The sequence below is a fragment of the Paramesorhizobium endophyticum genome (assembly GCF_014640615.1).
Lineage (GTDB): Bacteria > Pseudomonadota > Alphaproteobacteria > Rhizobiales > Rhizobiaceae > Paramesorhizobium > Paramesorhizobium endophyticum.
In genome coordinates this window covers 74,484-90,091 of the sequence record NZ_BMHH01000009.1, presented here as the reverse complement: position 1 = coordinate 90,091, position 15,608 = coordinate 74,484, and the positions used below count along the sequence as shown (strand labels likewise).

Below are 15,608 nucleotides of genomic sequence, written 5' to 3'. Positions count from 1 at the left end.
ATGGCGCTCGCCCGGGGACGCCGCCAGCAGCGCCATGTCGATTACTGGCCGGGTTTCGTCGATGCCCTGTCGACGCTGCTTCTCGCCATCATGTTCCTGCTCTCGGTTTTCGTGCTTGCGCAGTTCCTGCTCTCCCGGGAGGTAACGGACAAGGACGAGGTGCTGAACCGCCTCAACAGCCAGATCAACGAGTTGACGCAGCTTCTCTCGCTGGAGCGCAGCAGCAAGCAGGATCTGCAGGATAACATCGCCGATTTGCAGGCCTCGCTCAGCGCCGCCGAAAGCGAGCGCTCCCGCCTGCAGTCGCTTCTGAGCGCCGGGGCCGGCGCTGGCGCGGCGGCGGATGCCCGCATCGGCGAACTCTCGACCAACCTCGCAGCCGAGAAGGAAGTGAGCGCCCGCGCGCTGTCGCAGGTGGAATTGCTCAACCAGCAGATCGGCGCGTTGCGCCGCCAGATCGCCGCGCTCGAGGAAGCGCTCAATGCCTCCGAGGCGCGCGACAAGGAGTCGAACGCCAAGATCGCCGATCTCGGCAAGCGGCTCAACGTCGCCCTCGCCCAGCGCGTCCAGGAACTCAACCGCTATCGCTCCGATTTCTTCGGACGCCTGCGCGAAATCCTCTCCGACCGCGAGAACATCCGCATCGTCGGCGACCGCTTCGTCTTCCAGTCGGAAGTGCTCTTCCCCAGCGGCTCGGCCGATATCAGCCCCGCCGGACAGGAGGAAATGAAGAAGCTCGCGACGGCGCTGATCCAGCTCAACAAGGAAATCCCTGACGACATCAACTGGGTGCTGCGCGTCGACGGCCACACAGACAATGTTCCCCTCGCCGGCACCGGCCGCTTCCGCGATAATTGGGAACTCTCCTCCGCGCGCGCCGTCTCCGTGGTCAAGTTTCTCATCGCCAACGGCGTCCCCGCCAACCGCCTCGTCGCCGCCGGCTTCGGCGAATACCAGCCGCTCGACCCTGCAGATACGCCTGAAGCGAGAAGCCGCAACCGCCGCATCGAGTTGAAGCTGACTGAGCGGTGAGGCGAATTTTGATGGCACCGCGCCAGACACCCCCCTCTGGCCTGCCGGCCATCTCCCCCACAAGGGGGGAGATTGGCTGTCATTGATGACGGTGCATCATTCTGCAATCTTGGCGATTGGCGAAACCAGCAGTCCCAGCTAATCTCCCCCCTTGTGGGGGAGATGGCCGGGAGGCCAGAGGGGGGTGTCTTGGAGCCAACGCTTAAAGCCCCCTTCACGACGTAACGGGAGGGGAAAATGACAACCAACGCAGACGTCATCGTCGTAGGCGCGGGATTGGCCGGGCTTGTTGCCGCGGCGGAGTTGGCGGACGCCGGCAAGCGGGTGATCATCGTCGAGCAGGAAGGCGAGAACTCCATCGGCGGGCAGGCATTCTGGTCGCTGGGCGGGCTGTTCATGATCGATACGCCCGAGCAGCGGCGCATGGGCATCAAGGACAGTTTCGACCTTGCGCGGCAGGACTGGTTCGGCTCAGCCGGATTCGATCGTCCCGAGGATCACTGGCCGAAACAATGGGCCGAAGCCTACCTGCAATTTGCAGCAGGCGAAAAGCGCGCATGGCTCCATTCGCTCGGGCTGCGCTGGTTCCCAGTAGTCGGCTGGGCCGAGCGCGGCGGCAGCCTTGCCACCGGCCATGGCAATTCCGTGCCGCGCTTTCACATTACCTGGGGCACCGGCCCCGGCGTGGTCGATCCGTTCGAGCGTCGGGTGCGCGAGGCGATAAACAAGGGCCGCATCGCCATCAAATGCCGTCACCGCGTCAGCCATATTCTCATGACGAACGGCGCTGTCACCGGCGTGTCGGGTGAAATCCTCGCGCCCTCGACCACCAAACGCGGCGAAAAATCGAACCGCGACATCACCGGATCGTTCGAATTCTCCGCCGGCGCGGTCATCGTCGCCTCGGGCGGCATTGGCGGCAATTTCGATCTGGTGCGCAAGAACTGGCCGCGCGACCGGCTGGGCGAGCCGCCTGCGCATATGGTCGCCGGCGTCCCTGATCATGTCGATGGCCGGATGATCGGCATCGCCGTCGAGGCGGGCGGCGCGACCATCAACACCGACCGCATGTGGCATTATACGGAGGGGCTGAAGAACTGGTCGCCGATCTGGCCCAATCACGGCATCCGCATTCTGCCCGGCCCATCCTCGCTCTGGTTCGACGCGAAGGGCAATCGCCTCCCCTCCCCCTGCCTGCCGGGCTTCGACACGCTCGCCACACTGAAGCACATTCTCTCGACCGGCCATGATTATTCCTGGTTCGTGCTGACGCAGAAAATCATCGAGAAGGAATTCGCGCTGTCAGGCTCCGAGCAGAACCCCGACCTGACCGGCAAGGACTGGAAGCTGCTGTTGAAAAGCCGCCTCGGCAAGGGCGCGCCGCCGCCGGTGGAGGCGTTCAAGAGCCACGGTGAGGATTTCATCGTCGCCAGAACCTTGCCCGAACTGGTCGAGGGCATGAACCGGCTGTCAGGCGAAAAGCGCATCGATCTCGAGCATCTGCGCACTCAGATCGAGGCGCGTGACCGCGAAATCGCCAACAAATATTCCAAGGACGCGCAAGTGACCGCCATTCGCGGCGCACGCAACTATCTCGGCGACCGCCTGGTGCGAACGGCTAAACCGCACCGCATCCTCGACCCCGAAGCGGGGCCCCTCATCGCCGTCCGCCTCCATATCCTGACCCGCAAGACGCTTGGCGGTCTTCACACCAATCTGCAAGCGCAAGTGCTTGATGGTTCCGGTGTGCCCGTTCCGGGCCTTTACGCGGTGGGGGAAGCGGCGGGCTTCGGCGGCGGCGGGTATCATGGATACAACGCGCTGGAGGGGACGTTTCTGGGCGGGTGCATATTTTCCGGGCGGATAGCGGGCCGGGCGGCGGCGAAGGCGTAGGGGTAGCCTTCAAGCGCTTCACGCTTTGACACAAACAGCACCATGGAATCCCTTCACCCTCGCCCTTCGAGGCTCGCTTCGCGAGCACCTCAGGATGAGGGTGAAGGGACGCCCCGGCGCTTCAGGATTAAGGTGAGGGAGCGTGGGCGCCTCAGAATAAGATTGAGAAGCGCGGCGCTTCAATAGCCCTCATGGTGAGGTGCGAATGAAGCGCCGCGGAATTCGCCTCGAACCACGAGGACGCTTGGCGCTGAATCCCGGATGGGAAATGCTGGCTGGACAGCGCCCCTTCTGTCCCGCCGACATATCCGATCAATTTCTAACGCCCCTCAATCCATCTGTATCTTCGCGTTCTCCACCACCGGCTTCCACTTCGCCAGTTCCGCCGTCACATGCTTGCCCAGTTCCTCCGGCGTCGAGCCCACAACCGTCGCGCTGAAATCTTTCATCCGCGCGATAACAGCCGGATCTTTCAGCGCCTTGTTCGCGGCTTCATTCAATTTGGCGACGGCCTCAGGCGGCGTGCCCGCTGGCGCGAACAGCGCATTCCAGGTGTAGGTCTCATAACCGGGAATCCCGGATTCGGCGACCGTCGGCACATCCGGGAACGACGCGGCGCGTTCCTTCGTGGTCACCGCCAGCGCGCGCAGCGTACCGGCCTTGATATGCCCGGACGAAGACGGCAGATTGTCGAACATGATGGGCACCTGGTTGCCGATCACGTCGTTGAGCGCCGGGCCGGCCCCCTTGTAGGGCACATGCTGCATGCCAACGCCGGCCATGCTCTTGAACAATTCGCCTGAGAGATGCAGCGGCGTGCCATTGCCTGACGAGGCATAGGCGTAGCCCTCGGGGTCGGCCTTCAGCAGCGCCAGTAGCTCCTTCACATCCTTTACCGGCAGCTTCGGGTTCACCACCAGAACATTCGGCACGAGGACCAGCAGCGAGACCGGCGCGAAATCCTTCTCCGCATCATAGGGCTTGGTCTTGAAGATGAGCGGGTTCAGCGCATGGGTGGCAACCGTTCCCATCAGGATCGTATAGCCGTCCGGTTCCGCCCGCGCCACGCGGTCCGCGCCAAGGCTGCCGCCCGCGCCGCCGACATTTTCGACGACCACCTGCTGGCCGAGCCCATCCGCCATTTTCTCCGCGATGATACGCGCAACCACATCCGTCGAGCCGCCGGCCGAGAACGGCACGACGAGCGTGACGGGCCTTGTGGGAAATTGCTGCGCACTTGCCGGCGCGCCGAGCGCCAAGGAAGCCAGCACGCCTGCGCCGAGCGCGACAAGCGCACGGCGGGTCATTGTTGAAAATGCCATGGTCTTCTCCTCCCAAGAATAAGGCAACATTCTCAGGATAGACGGGCAGGATCAGGACGCAAGGCGGATAATGTTCTCCGGCGGCGCTTATTCCGCCGCGCGGAACGCATCCGCGCCCGCCTCGAACTGCAACCGGGCAAGCCGGGCATAGATACCGTCTTGCCCGACGAGACTGGCATGCGTGCCTTCCTCGACGATCCGTCCCTCATCGAGGACAAGGATGCGGTCGGCCTTGAGCACGGTGGCAAGCCGGTGCGCGATGATGAGGGTCGTGCGCCCCTCCATCAGATGCTCCAGCGCCTTTTGCACCAGCATCTCGCTGGAGGCATCGAGCGCGGAGGTCGCCTCGTCGAGCAGCAGCACCGGCGCATCGCGCAATATGGCGCGGGCGATGGCGATGCGTTGGCGCTGGCCGCCCGAAAGCGTCACGCCGCGCTCGCCCACTTGCGTGTCATAGCCATTCTCCAGCGCCAGGATGAAATCATGCGCCAGCGCCGCCTTCGCCGCCGCCTCGATTTCCGCGTCGTCGGCACCGGGCCTGCCGAAGGCGATATTCTCGCGTATCGACGCGGCGAAGATCGCCACATCCTGCGGCACCATGGCAATGCGCCCGCGCAAATCGAGCGGGTCCGCATCGCGCAGATCCACACCATCCATCCTTATCAGGCCCGATTGCGGATCATAGAAGCGCAGGATCAGCGAGAACAGCGTGCTCTTGCCCGCGCCTGATGGCCCGACGATGGCGATGGTCTCGCCGGGCTTCACGGCAAAGCTGATGTCGTTTAGGGACGGCGCATCGGGCCGCCCCGGATAGGCGAAGCGCACATGATCGAAGGCGAGCGCGCCCTGCGCCGGCCTGGACAGCGCCACCGGATGGGCGGGCGCGGCAATCGCCGGCTGCTCGGCAAGAAGCTCCGTCAGCCGTTCCGTCGCCCCCGCCGCCTGCGCCAGGTCGCCCCACACTTCCGACAATGCCCCGAGAGCGCTCGCAGCCAGCACCGCATAAAGCAGGAATTGCCCGAGCGTGCCCGGCGTCATCACGCCCGAAAGCACGTCGCGCGAGCCGAACCACAACACCGCCACGACGCTGGAAAACACCATGAAGATGGCTACCGCCGTCAGGAACGAGCGCGCCAGGATCGACGCGCGCGCCGCCACGAACGCATTGTCCACAGCATTGGAAAATTGCTTCGTCACCAGCGCCTCGTTGGTGAAGGCCTGCAGCGTGCGCACGGCGGAGATCTGCTCGCCCGCATAGGCCGTGGCCTGCGCCAGCATGTCCTGCGCCGCGCGGGACCGCCGCCGCACCGAGCGTCCGAAGGCGATGAGCGGCAGCACGATGAACGGAATGGCGGCGATGACCAGCGCCGAAAGCTTCGGGCTGGTGACGACCATCATCGCCACCGCGCCGAGCCCAAGGATCAGGTTGCGCAGCGCCATCGAAGCCGTCGCGCCCACGGCGGACTTGATCTGCGTCGTGTCGGCGGCAAGCCGCGAGACGATCTCTCCCGACAGGGTGCGGTCGAAGAAATCGGGCGACAGGGTCGCCACGTGGGAAAACACGTCGCGGCGCAGCGCCGCCACCACCCGCTCGCCAAGCGTGATGACGAAATAATAGCGCGCGGCGGACGCCACCGCGAGAACCGCCGCCAGCGCCACCAGCATGCCGAAGTAATCGTTGATGAAATGGCTGTTGGCGGCGGTGAAGCCATGGTCAACCATGCGCCGCACCGCGATGGGCAGCACAAGCGTCGCCGCAGCGGCAAGCACGAGCGCCACGAGCGCCCCGGCGACCGTAGCCTTGTAGCGGGCGAGATAGGGCGCGAGCCGTTTGAGCGGCGCCACCTTGCGCGGGTCCCGCTCGGCTGGCTTGTCCTCGGTCCGCTCCGGCTTCTGGGAAAATGTATCGGCCATTGTTTCCTGATGTTTGGGATTGTTATTGCCGTCGGGCTGATGTATAGGCTCGCCAACCCTTTTGGAAGCCGTGGATACTCAAGTCTGCGGCATCAAGTTTGCCAGTGGGCGGAAGTGCCGCGATTTCGATATCATCGAAGCATGGTTCTCGCCAGTATTCTTCAGGAATGTGAACGATGAAAGCCAATATCCATCCCGATTACCACACCATCAAGGTCGTGATGACCGATGGCACCGAGTACCTGACCCGCTCGACCTGGGGCAAGGAAGGCGACACGATGAACCTCGACATCGACCCGACCACCCATCCGGCTTGGACGGGCGGCACGGGGAGCCTCGTCGACCGCGGCGGCCGCGTCTCCCGCTTCAAGAACCGCTTCGGCAATCTCGGCATCTAAGCCGGGTTGCAGGCGTGAAGATCGAAACCCCGCTTCGGCGGGGTTTTTTGTTGGGTGGAAGTGTCCATGGCCCTGGAACAGGCAGCAGGGGTAGTGTCATCATAGACACGATGAGGAGAGGCCTTTCGTCATGCCAGCAGAAAGACAGGGGAAGAAGACCGCAAAAAATGCAACGATGGTACAGTTTCTGATGAACTCGCCTCTGCGCCACGCCGGGCTCGATCTCGCGCGTCATCATGACGAGCCATTGCAGCAATCCGTGCCGGCCATATTCATCACCGGAAGCTCGCATGTCGGCAAAACGACGCTGGCGGCCCGGCTGGCCGATAGGCTGAGCTGGAACCTCATCTCCACGGACAAACTCGCCCGCCATCCCGGTCGCCCATGGCCGGATATTCCTCCCGCCGTTGCCGAATATTACGCAAGCCTGTCGCCTGAAACCATCTACTGGTTCCTGCGGGTGCATCACGAAAATATGTGGCCGTTGATCCGGCAGAAGATCGAAGCCAAGACGCGGGCCAGGAGGCCTTTCATCATGGAAGGCTCGGCGCTGCGCCCGGAATACATCGCCGCGTTGGGTGGGATTGCAGTGTGCTTGTGGGCCGATGAGGATTTCCTGCGCGAGCGGATTCGCCGCGAGGCCAGATATGTGGAGGCTAATGCGTACCAACGGGTACTGATCGACAAATTCACCGAGCGATCCGTCCGCGATAATAGCGAGATGCGGGCATCGGCGGAGAAACATAGCATGACAATTGTGGACACCGCCGATGCTGGCGCGGTGGAAAGGCTTTTCGATATGCTGGTGGAGAGGGCGAACGCTTGATTAGAGGTATAGATCGGAAACGGCTGGCTCATTTCTTATCGTCGCGGCACACCACCGGAGAGGAATGGATCCCAGTGACAAGCACTGGGATGACGGGGTGAAGATGTTTCCCGCACTACTGGATATGTCTCTGCCGAGCGGAGAGGTTGAAGATTTGATTGCCAACAGCAAAGCAACCCGTCATCCCAGTGCTTGTCACTGGGATCCATTCCTCTCCATCTTCATGACAACAAGGTTCCCAACCAGAATTCACGCGATTCCATCAAAACATAAACAGCTCTGAAAACGAACTGTTCAACCCAACAAAAAACTCCTGGGCCGTCCACCCGGGAGTTTTTCATACAATCATGTATGTTTGAAAAATCAGGCGCTCAGCTTTTCCATCACTTCGTCGCTGACTTCGAAATTGGTGTAGACGTTCTGCACGTCGTCATCGTCTTCAAGCACGTTAAGCAGCTTCAGCAGCGAGCGGGCCTTTTCCTCGTCGAGTTCGGTATGGGTCTGCGGCTTCCAGATCGTCTTGATCGACTCCGCCTCGCCCAGCGCCGCTTCCAGCGACTTCGACACTTCACCGATATTCTCGAAGGCGCAGGTGACGACATGACCGTTTTCGTCCGACTGCACATCGTCGGCCCCGGCTTCGATGGCCGCTTCCATCACCTTGTCGGCGTCGGCCACTCCCGGCTTGTAGACGATCTCGCCCACGCGGTCGAACATGAAGGAGACCGAGCCGGTTTCACCCAGCGACCCGCCGGCCTTGGTGAAGGCGGCGCGCACATTGGAGGCGGTGCGGTTGCGATTGTCCGTCAGCGCCTCGACGATGACAGACACGCCGCCGGGGCCGCGACCCTCATAGCGCACTTCGTCATAGTTCTCGCCGTCATTGCCCGAGGCCTTCTTGATGGCGCGCTCGATATTGTCCTTCGGCATGGATTCCGCCTTGGCGTTCTGGATCGCCAGACGCAGGCGCGGGTTCATCGCCGGATCGGGCAGCCCCTGCTTGGCGGCAACCGTGATCTCGCGCGAAAGCTTGGAAAAGATTTTCGACCGCACGGCATCCTGCCGGCCCTTGCGGTGCATGATGTTTTTAAACTGTGAATGGCCAGCCATGGCACCCCTGCGTTATTTCGTGCATTTCGCAGCCGGATTGGACACCCAGCTTAGCATAAATGCGGCTAAACAAAAGAATCCCGGCCTTATAGAAAAAATGGCCGCCCGCGTCCAGAGACCCGGACCACACGAACTTTGGCCTTCATCGCCCCCGGCGGATCGTATAGAGGTCTGTCGATTATTCGCAATAAGGAGACTTTCCATGCGTGATACGACCTCCCCGGCAATCCGGCCCGCTTTCAGCCCCTTGCGGCTCGACAGCCGTTCCACGGCCACGAAGATCATCGCCGTACTGGCCGGTACGCTCGTTCTCGCCGCCACCTCGCAGATCGAGGTGCCGATGCTCCCCGTTCCGATCACGCTGCAGACGCTGATCGTGCCGCTGATCGGCGCGCTCTATGGCTGGCGGCTGGGCACGCTCACGGTTCTGGCATGGCTGGCGGAAGCGGCCATGGGCCTGCCGGTCCTCGCCGGCGGCGCGGGCGGCCTGCCCTATTTCGTCGGCCACCCGACATCAGGCTATCTCGCCTCGTTCCCGATCATTGCGGCTGCCATCGGCTGGCTCGCCGAGCGCGGCTGGAACGGGCGCAACGTGCTGCTCGCCTTCGCCTCTTTCCTCATCGCCAATGCGCTCTGCCTTGGTATCGGCGCGGCATGGCTCTCCACGCTCATCGGCTTTGACCAGGCCATCGCTGTAGGTGTTACGCCCTTCCTCATCGGCGCGCTCATCAAGTCGGCGCTGGGCGCGGCGATCCTCAAGGCGTCTGTTCGTCAGTGACGGTCAAGCTTCGCGCGCATCATCTTCTCTGCATGCTGACCTATGTCGGCAAAGGCTACAGCCCCGCTTTCACCGCCAATTACGATGAAATAGCGGGGCGGCTGGCCAGCGGAGAGGATATTTTACTGGTGGCGGGGCCGGACGATGTCTGCGCCCCGCTGCTCGGTACAAACGGCTGCCATTGCTTCAACGAAAGCGTCACCGCGCGTGATGCTAAGGCGCTCCAGGCGGTGTCGGCGCTTCTGGGCCAATCCCTCGCGCCCGGCAGCCATATCAGGCTCGACGCCCCCATGCTCGCCACGATGCGCGGCGCTTTCGCCACCGGGCAGACCCGTGAGGCCTGCCGGGATTGCGAATGGTTCGCGCTTTGCTCAAGCGTGGCGGAAGGCGGCTATGCCGGGGTGCGGGTCGCGCCCGCATGATCCCAGAAAGTTGCAGACTTTCTGGATAAGATCATGCGGCTATAAAGATATCACTTCCCTGCCTTCCTCTTCCGCCGCGCCAGCATGTTGAGCCCCTCGACCAGCGCCGAGAAGCCCATCGCGGCGTAGATATAGCCCTTCGGCACGTGGAAGCCGAAGCCGTCTGCGATCAGCGTCATGCCGATCATCAGGAGGAAGCCCAGCGCCAGCATGACGATGGTCGGATTGTCGGCAAGGAAGCGCGACAGCGGGTCGGCGGCAACCAGCATGACGGTCACGGCGGCAATCACCGCAATCACCATGATGGCGATTTCATCGGTCATGCCGACGGCCGTGATGATCGAATCGATGGAGAAGACAAGGTCGAGAAGCAGGATCTGGCTTATCGCCGCGCCGAGCGTGAGTTTCACCGCACCGCCGACCATGGTCTCCTTATGGTCTTCCGGATCGACCGAATGATGGATTTCCTTCGTCGCCTTCCAGACCAGGAACAAGCCGCCCGCGATCAGGATCAGGTCGCGCCAGGAGAAGCCATGACCGAACAGCTCGAAAACCGGCTGGGTCAGTTGCACGATGATGGAGATGGTGAAGAGCAGCGCCAGCCGCAGGATGAGCGCCGCGCCGATGCCGAGCCGCCGGGCGCGGGATTGCTGCTCAGGTGGCAGCTTGTTGGTGAGGATCGAGATGAAGATGAGGTTGTCGATGCCAAGCACGACTTCCATGACCACCAGCGTGGCGAGCGCTGCCCACCCCGCAGGCTCCGAAAGAAACGACAAATGCTCGGCAATCATATCCATGCTCGTCCCCACGAAAACGCTTCAGTCCGCGGTTAAGTAGGGATCGTACGGTCCGCCGTCAATGGATCATCGCCAGGCGCCCCTCGCCCTTCGAGGCTCGCTTCGCGAGCACCTCAGGATGAGGGGCTAAGGAGACGCTCCGCCTTCCAGATACCGGATCATGAAGCGCCGGCACCCTTCACCCTCATGGTGAGGTGCGACCCTGAGCCTGTCGAAGGGGAGCCTCGAACCACGGGGGTGAAGGGACTCCAGCAGGATCAGTTCCAGAAATCCGGCATCGCTTCCTGCAAGCGCGGCCCGATGCGCAAGGGCGCGATCTTTTCGGCAAGCCCGGTGCGGTCGGATATCTCCACGCAAACGCCGGAGATGGTCGCCGGACCGCTCGCCGCCTCGAAACGTCCCTTCGGCACCTTGGAAAGGAAGCGGTTGAGCGGCTCCTCCTTGTCCATGCCGAGCGAGGAATCGTAATCGCCGCACATGCCGGCATCGGACATATAGGCCGTGCCGCCATTCAATATCTGCCAGTCGGCGGTCGGCACATGGGTATGCGTGCCGACGACAAGGCTCGCGCGGCCATCGAGGAAATGCCCGAAGCACTGCTTCTCGCTGGTCGCCTCGGCGTGGAAATCGAAGATGACCGCATCGGCCTGCTCGCCCAGCGGACAGGCCGCAAGAATGTCCTCCGCCGCCTGGAACGGATCGTCGAGATCAGGGTGCATGAACACCCGGCCCATGATGTTTGAGACGAGCACCCGCGCGCCATTGCGGGCGAGATAGACGCCCGAGCCCTTGCCTGCGGTGCCCTTGGGGAAATTGGCGGGGCGCAGAAAGCGCTCCTCGCGCCTGGCGAATTCCAGCGCCTCGCGCTGGTCCCAGACATGGTTGCCGGTGGTCACCACATCCGCGCCGGCCTCAAGCGTATGGCGAAAAATCTCCTCGGTAATGCCGAACCCGCCCGCGGCGTTTTCGCCATTCACCACCACGAAATCGAGCTTCAAATCGTTGATCAGCCCCGGCAGCTTTTCAAACACTGCCGTGCGCCCCGACCGGCCCACCATATCGCCAAGAAAAAGAAACCTCATTGCCTGCCTTTATCAGGCGGAGCCGACCGCGCGCAAGCCGCTCTCGGTGAGGATCTGTGAAAGCTTGATATCATGCGGCTCCTGCGGCACCTGCGCCACCTCCTGCGCATCGAAGGCAAGGCCGATCAGAACCGGAACAATGTTCCGTTCCGCCATCCGCGCAATTGCCCGGTCATAATGCCCCGCGCCATAGCCGATGCGCCCGCCATGCGCGTCAAAGGCGGCGAGCGGCACGAGCATGATGTCGGGATCGATAAGCGCCGCGTCCAGGCCGGGTCCCCGCGTACCGAATCCCGTCTCGATCATCGGCGCACCCGGCACATATTCGCGAAAGACGATGGTTTCCCGGTCCAGCACCACGGGCAGGCAAAGCCGCGCGCCACGTTCGTGAAGCACGGACAGCAGCGGCCGCGGATCGATCTCGGAGCGGATCGGCCAGAAGCCGGAAATAACAGCGCCGGGTGTGAATGGAATTCCCGTGTCATGCCCCGCCGCCATGCACGACGCTCTCTCGCGATAACCGGCATCGAGCGCATCGCGCCGCGCCAGCGCCTCACGCCGGAGTTGGGCTTTCTGTTCTTTGTTGTCCACGCTCCCCCCATGCCGTCATTCTCGGGCTTGTCCCGAGAATCTACCATAAGAAGACGAAAGGCGACTACCGTCCCGCTTGAACGTTACGTTGCAGATTCTCGGGACAAGCCCGAGAATGACGATGGCTGGGGTAAGTGGCGACCACGACAACCGATGGAGAGATTGATCCCGGGAACCTACATAGTAGGTGGGCGCCGTATGAAAAAGCCCACGGGCCTTTCCAGGGACAGCTCCCTTGAGATCAATAAGGCCCCGGGGAATAAGTTACTCCTGTCGCGAAGCGCAGTACGCCGATGCCCAATATAGGATGGCGTGTTCCGGCACGCCAGTGCATTCATTCGAAATGAAGAAGATGTCGGCTTCTTTTTTGCCGGCGTAGCAGCGTAGCTAGCCAATGCCTCCCGGCTTCGGCGCGAGTCTCGCTGCCAGCGCCTCGATGCGGCTCGCAACATCGGAAAGCGCGCCGGCCAGCACGGCTTCATTGTTGTCGGCGCGGTTCAGCGCCTCGTCGCGCGAGCGGCGCAGTGTTTCGGCTTCGCTCTCCAGCCCTTTCAGGCGCTTCTGCAATTCGGTGAGCTCGTCCATCACCATGATGCCGGCCATCACGGTCACGCGCTGGTCGCCAATTTCGCCGAAGGAGGATTTCAGATGCGTGACGTAGCGATCAAAACGCTCGGCAAGGCCGGTGAGGTGCGCCTCCTGCCCTTCGTCGCAGGCCATGCGGTAGGCCTTGCCATCGATCGTCACCGTGACCGTCGCCATCCAATCCCCTTTAACCTTTCCACTTCGCAAGCCCGCGCGAAATCAGTTCCCACTTTTCCAAGGCCTGCCCTATCGATCCAGCACGGCGCGGATCGTCTCCATCGCTGTGACAAGACGCCGCGACACTTCGCGGTTTGCCGCTTCCAGCCGCTCGGCGCGACCCTCGGAAATATCGAGCTCCTGCGCAAGACGGCTGCGGTCGGTATTCATGCGCTGCACTTCCTCCTCCGCCTCCGCATAATCGACCTCTTTCTCGAGCCGGAGATCGACGGCCTCCTCCAGCGCGCCCAGCGCCCTGTCCAGCCTGTCCATAACTTGCCTGAGGGTCGTTTCCGCTGCCATGCCTGCTTTTATCCCCTAACCCTTTATCTCAATTTTCAGCGCAAACCTATTGCTTGAAAACGGCTCTTTACAAATATTAGTGCGTGCTTTGATTATGCGCAACAAATCATGGCCGCCATGAAAAAGTCATACACTGCTTATGGCTTCATTATGACTTTTTGCTGGCAACGTACAGGCCCGCCCGGATGCGCCGCGAAGCCGCCCGCAAAAGGGAACCTTGAGGGCATGGTTTTGTTGACTCCACCTCCCTACCTGCTATGTGTCGCGTGCTTTCCCATATTGCCGAAACCGGCGCCCCCAAGCCTTATCAAACGAGGCCAGACCCATGACGAATTCCGAAAATCAAAACCAGATGGCAAACGCAATCCGCTTCCTATCGATGGATGCGGTGGAGAAGGCCAATTCCGGCCATCCCGGCCTGCCGATGGGCGCGGCCGATATCGCCACGGTGCTCTACACCCGGTTTCTGAAGTTTGATTCCAAGAACCCGCACTGGCCCGACCGCGACCGTTTCGTCCTGTCGGCCGGCCATGGCTCGATGCTGCTCTATTCGCTCCTCTACCTCACCGGCTATGAGGACATGAGCATCGATGACATCAAGAATTTCCGCCAGTTGGGATCGAAGACCGCCGGTCATCCGGAATATGGCCATGCCAGCGGGATCGAGACGACCACCGGCCCACTCGGACAGGGCTTCGCCAATGCTGTCGGAATGGCGCTCGGCGAGCGCATCCTGAATGCGCATTTCGGCGACGATCTCGTCGATCACTACACCTATGCGCTGGCGGGCGACGGCTGCCTGATGGAAGGCATCAGCCAGGAAGCCCTCACGCTTGCCGGGCATCTGAAGCTCAACAAGCTCATCGTCTTCTGGGACGACAACAACATTACCATCGACGGCCCGGTCTCGCAGTCCGACAACACCGACCAGTGCGCGCGCTTCGCCGCCTCGGGCTGGAACACGCTGCGCGTCGACGGTCATGATCAGGAAGCCATTGCCCAGGCCATCGAAACGGCCCGCGCCTCCGACAAGCCGACCCTGATCGCCTGCAAAACGACCATCGGCTTCGGCGCGCCCAACAAGGCCGGCACCAACAAGGTCCATGGCTCGCCGCTCGGCGCGGAGGAAATCGCCGCCACGCGCAAGGCGCTCGGCTGGTCGTCGGAAGCCTTCACCGTTCCTGCCGATGTCATCGAAGCCTGGCGCGCCGCCGGCAGCGCCGGTGCGACTGAGCGCGAAGCGTGGGAGAAGCGTCTGGCTGCCGCCGATGCCGAGACCCGCGCCGAATTCGAGCGCCGCATGCGCGGCGACCTACCGAAAGACTTCGAGCAGGCGATTGCCGAATACAAGAAGAAGCTCTCCGCCGAGAAGCCCAAGGTCGCGACCCGCAAGGCGTCCGAGATGGCGCTTGAGGTCATCAATGGCGTTGTCCCCGAGACCATCGGCGGCTCCGCCGATCTGACCGGCTCCAACAACACCAGGACCAGCCAGACCAAGCCGATCGTGCCGGGTGATTATAGCGGGCGCTATGTCCATTACGGCATCCGCGAGCATGGCATGGCCGCGGCCATGAACGGCCTGACGCTGCATGGCGGCATCATTCCTTATGGCGGCACGTTCCTGACTTTCTCGGATTATTGCCGCCCGGCCATGCGCCTCTCCTCGCTGATGGGCATCCGCGTCGTCTATGTGATGACGCATGATTCCATCGGCCTCGGCGAGGACGGCCCGACGCACCAGCCGGTCGAGCAACTGGCCGCGTTGCGCGCCATCCCCAACAATATGGTGTTCCGCCCCGCCGACGTGGTGGAAACCGCCGAATGCTGGGAAATCGCGCTGAAATCGACGAAGACCCCTTCGACGCTCGCCCTCACCCGCCAGAACCTGCCGACGGTCCGCACCGAGCACACCGAGGAGAACCTATCCGCCCGTGGCGCCTATGAACTGGCGAAGGCCAGCGGCGAGGCCAAGGTGACCATCTTCGCCACCGGCTCGGAAGTGGAAATCGCGCTCAACGCCCGCGCCAAGCTCGAGGAAAAGGGCATTCCGACGCGCGTCGTCTCCGTCCCCTGCTTCGAGCTGTTCGACCGGCAGCCTGAGGCGTATCAGCAGGCGACCCTCGGCAATGCCCCGGTCAGGATTGCCGTCGAGGCGGCGATTTCGCTCGGCTGGGAACGCTTCATCGGCGAAAACGGCGTCTTCATCGGCATGAAGGGCTTTGGCGCCAGCGGCCCCATCGAGGACCTCTACAAGCATTTCGGCATCACGGCGGAAGCTGTCGTCGAGGCTGCCGAAACGAAGCTGAAAGCCTGACCTTCAACATCAAATCAAGTATCTA

At 62.4% G+C, this 15,608-nt stretch carries 16 protein-coding genes and 1 other RNA gene; 8 read left to right on the top strand and 9 right to left on the bottom strand.

Annotated elements, in window-relative coordinates; all coding sequences use genetic code 11:
* The gene (locus tag IEX53_RS12660; protein WP_188824532.1) at positions 1–1,032 is read left to right on the top strand and encodes a peptidoglycan -binding protein; all 1,032 of its coding nucleotides are present in this window, start codon (positions 1–3) and stop codon (positions 1,030–1,032) included.
* 237 nt (positions 1,033–1,269) lie between these two features.
* Positions 1,270–2,925, top strand: coding sequence for an FAD-binding dehydrogenase (locus IEX53_RS12655; RefSeq protein WP_188824531.1), 1,656 nt, complete (start codon positions 1,270–1,272; stop codon positions 2,923–2,925).
* 329 nt (positions 2,926–3,254) lie between these two features.
* On the opposite strand, the gene IEX53_RS12650 is transcribed toward IEX53_RS12655, so the two are convergent.
* Positions 3,255–4,247 carry a Bug family tripartite tricarboxylate transporter substrate binding protein gene (locus tag IEX53_RS12650; RefSeq protein WP_188824530.1) on the bottom strand — a complete coding sequence of 331 codons (993 nt, stop codon included), beginning with the start codon at positions 4,245–4,247 and terminating at the stop codon, positions 3,255–3,257.
* Positions 4,248–4,334: 87 nt separating this feature from the next.
* Positions 4,335–6,161 carry an ABC transporter transmembrane domain-containing protein gene (locus IEX53_RS12645; protein ID WP_188824529.1) on the bottom strand — a complete coding sequence of 609 codons (1,827 nt, stop codon included), beginning with the start codon at positions 6,159–6,161 and terminating at the stop codon, positions 4,335–4,337.
* Positions 6,162–6,337: 176 nt separating this feature from the next.
* Here IEX53_RS12645 and rpmE point away from each other — a divergent pair, with 176 nt between their 5' ends.
* The 3 genes from rpmE (at position 6,338) to IEX53_RS12630 (ending at position 7,668) form a co-directional block, all read left to right on the top strand.
* Positions 6,338–6,559 (top strand): 50S ribosomal protein L31, encoded by a 222-nt coding sequence (gene rpmE / locus IEX53_RS12640; protein WP_188824528.1) that lies wholly within the window; start codon positions 6,338–6,340, stop codon positions 6,557–6,559.
* A 247-nt stretch (positions 6,560–6,806) separates the two neighbouring features.
* Positions 6,807–7,385, top strand: a complete 579-nt coding sequence (locus tag IEX53_RS12635; protein WP_188824615.1) for an AAA family ATPase — start codon at positions 6,807–6,809, stop codon at positions 7,383–7,385.
* 64 nt (positions 7,386–7,449) lie between these two features.
* Entirely contained in the window at positions 7,450–7,668 is a 219-nt protein-coding gene (locus IEX53_RS12630; protein ID WP_188824527.1) for a hypothetical protein, read from the top strand.
* A gap of 80 nt (positions 7,669–7,748) precedes the next feature.
* On the opposite strand, the gene IEX53_RS12625 is transcribed toward IEX53_RS12630, so the two are convergent.
* A complete protein-coding gene (locus IEX53_RS12625) occupies positions 7,749–8,495 on the bottom strand; it encodes a YebC/PmpR family DNA-binding transcriptional regulator (protein WP_188824526.1) in 747 nt (248 codons plus the stop codon).
* Positions 8,496–8,697: 202 nt separating this feature from the next.
* On the opposite strand from IEX53_RS12625, the gene IEX53_RS12620 reads away from it, so the two are divergent.
* On the top strand, positions 8,698–9,273 hold the full coding sequence (locus IEX53_RS12620) for a biotin transporter BioY (RefSeq protein ID WP_188824525.1): 576 nt from the start codon (positions 8,698–8,700) through the stop codon (positions 9,271–9,273).
* Complete coding sequence (locus IEX53_RS12615) at positions 9,270–9,695, top strand: DUF1284 domain-containing protein (RefSeq protein ID WP_188824524.1); 426 nt, start codon at positions 9,270–9,272, stop codon at positions 9,693–9,695. The genes IEX53_RS12620 and IEX53_RS12615 overlap by 4 nt, the downstream gene beginning before the upstream one ends.
* A gap of 50 nt (positions 9,696–9,745) precedes the next feature.
* Here IEX53_RS12615 and IEX53_RS12610 read toward each other — a convergent pair whose 3' ends face one another.
* The 6 genes from IEX53_RS12610 to IEX53_RS12585 all read right to left on the bottom strand — a co-directional run bounded on the left by IEX53_RS12610 (position 9,746) and on the right by IEX53_RS12585 (position 13,269).
* Positions 9,746–10,492: a TerC family protein gene (locus IEX53_RS12610; RefSeq protein WP_188824523.1), complete on the bottom strand. Its 747-nt coding sequence runs from the start codon at positions 10,490–10,492 to the stop codon at positions 9,746–9,748.
* 257 nt (positions 10,493–10,749) lie between these two features.
* Complete coding sequence (locus IEX53_RS12605; protein ID WP_188824522.1) at positions 10,750–11,574, bottom strand: TIGR00282 family metallophosphoesterase; 825 nt, start codon at positions 11,572–11,574, stop codon at positions 10,750–10,752.
* 12 nt (positions 11,575–11,586) lie between these two features.
* Positions 11,587–12,165, bottom strand: a complete 579-nt coding sequence (locus IEX53_RS12600) for a 5-formyltetrahydrofolate cyclo-ligase (RefSeq protein WP_188824521.1) — start codon at positions 12,163–12,165, stop codon at positions 11,587–11,589.
* Positions 12,166–12,300: 135 nt separating this feature from the next.
* A non-coding RNA gene (gene ssrS / locus IEX53_RS12595) (6S RNA) lies at positions 12,301–12,457 on the bottom strand.
* Positions 12,458–12,552: 95 nt separating this feature from the next.
* Positions 12,553–12,927: a cell division protein ZapA gene (locus IEX53_RS12590; RefSeq protein ID WP_188824520.1), complete on the bottom strand. Its 375-nt coding sequence runs from the start codon at positions 12,925–12,927 to the stop codon at positions 12,553–12,555.
* Between the two features lie 69 nt (positions 12,928–12,996).
* A complete protein-coding gene (locus IEX53_RS12585) occupies positions 12,997–13,269 on the bottom strand; it encodes a DUF4164 domain-containing protein (protein WP_188824519.1) in 273 nt (90 codons plus the stop codon).
* A 325-nt stretch (positions 13,270–13,594) separates the two neighbouring features.
* Between IEX53_RS12585 and tkt the strand changes: the two genes are divergently transcribed.
* Positions 13,595–15,583, top strand: a complete 1,989-nt coding sequence (gene tkt, locus IEX53_RS12580; protein WP_188824518.1) for a transketolase — start codon at positions 13,595–13,597, stop codon at positions 15,581–15,583.
* The last annotated feature ends 25 nt before the right edge of the window (positions 15,584–15,608 follow it).

Bases quoted from the DNA above. Each gene is read 5' to 3' on its own strand.
- IEX53_RS12620 (WP_188824525.1), top strand. From the start codon at position 8,698: ATGCGTGATACGACCTCCCCGGCAATCCGGCCCGCTTTCAGCCCCTTG.
- IEX53_RS12650 (WP_188824530.1), bottom strand. From the start codon at position 4,247: ATGGCATTTTCAACAATGACCCGCCGTGCGCTTGTCGCGCTCGGCGCA.
- IEX53_RS12645 (WP_188824529.1), bottom strand. From the start codon at position 6,161: ATGGCCGATACATTTTCCCAGAAGCCGGAGCGGACCGAGGACAAGCCA.
- IEX53_RS12605 (WP_188824522.1), bottom strand. From the start codon at position 11,574: ATGAGGTTTCTTTTTCTTGGCGATATGGTGGGCCGGTCGGGGCGCACG.
- tkt (WP_188824518.1), top strand. From the start codon at position 13,595: ATGACGAATTCCGAAAATCAAAACCAGATGGCAAACGCAATCCGCTTC.
- IEX53_RS12625 (WP_188824526.1), bottom strand. From the start codon at position 8,495: ATGGCTGGCCATTCACAGTTTAAAAACATCATGCACCGCAAGGGCCGG.
- IEX53_RS12630 (WP_188824527.1), top strand. From the start codon at position 7,450: ATGGATCCCAGTGACAAGCACTGGGATGACGGGGTGAAGATGTTTCCC.
- IEX53_RS12610 (WP_188824523.1), bottom strand. From the start codon at position 10,492: ATGGATATGATTGCCGAGCATTTGTCGTTTCTTTCGGAGCCTGCGGGG.
- rpmE (WP_188824528.1), top strand. From the start codon at position 6,338: ATGAAAGCCAATATCCATCCCGATTACCACACCATCAAGGTCGTGATG.
- IEX53_RS12655 (WP_188824531.1), top strand. From the start codon at position 1,270: ATGACAACCAACGCAGACGTCATCGTCGTAGGCGCGGGATTGGCCGGG.
- IEX53_RS12590 (WP_188824520.1), bottom strand. From the start codon at position 12,927: ATGGCGACGGTCACGGTGACGATCGATGGCAAGGCCTACCGCATGGCC.
- IEX53_RS12660 (WP_188824532.1), top strand. From the start codon at position 1: ATGGCGCTCGCCCGGGGACGCCGCCAGCAGCGCCATGTCGATTACTGG.
- IEX53_RS12585 (WP_188824519.1), bottom strand. From the start codon at position 13,269: ATGGCAGCGGAAACGACCCTCAGGCAAGTTATGGACAGGCTGGACAGG.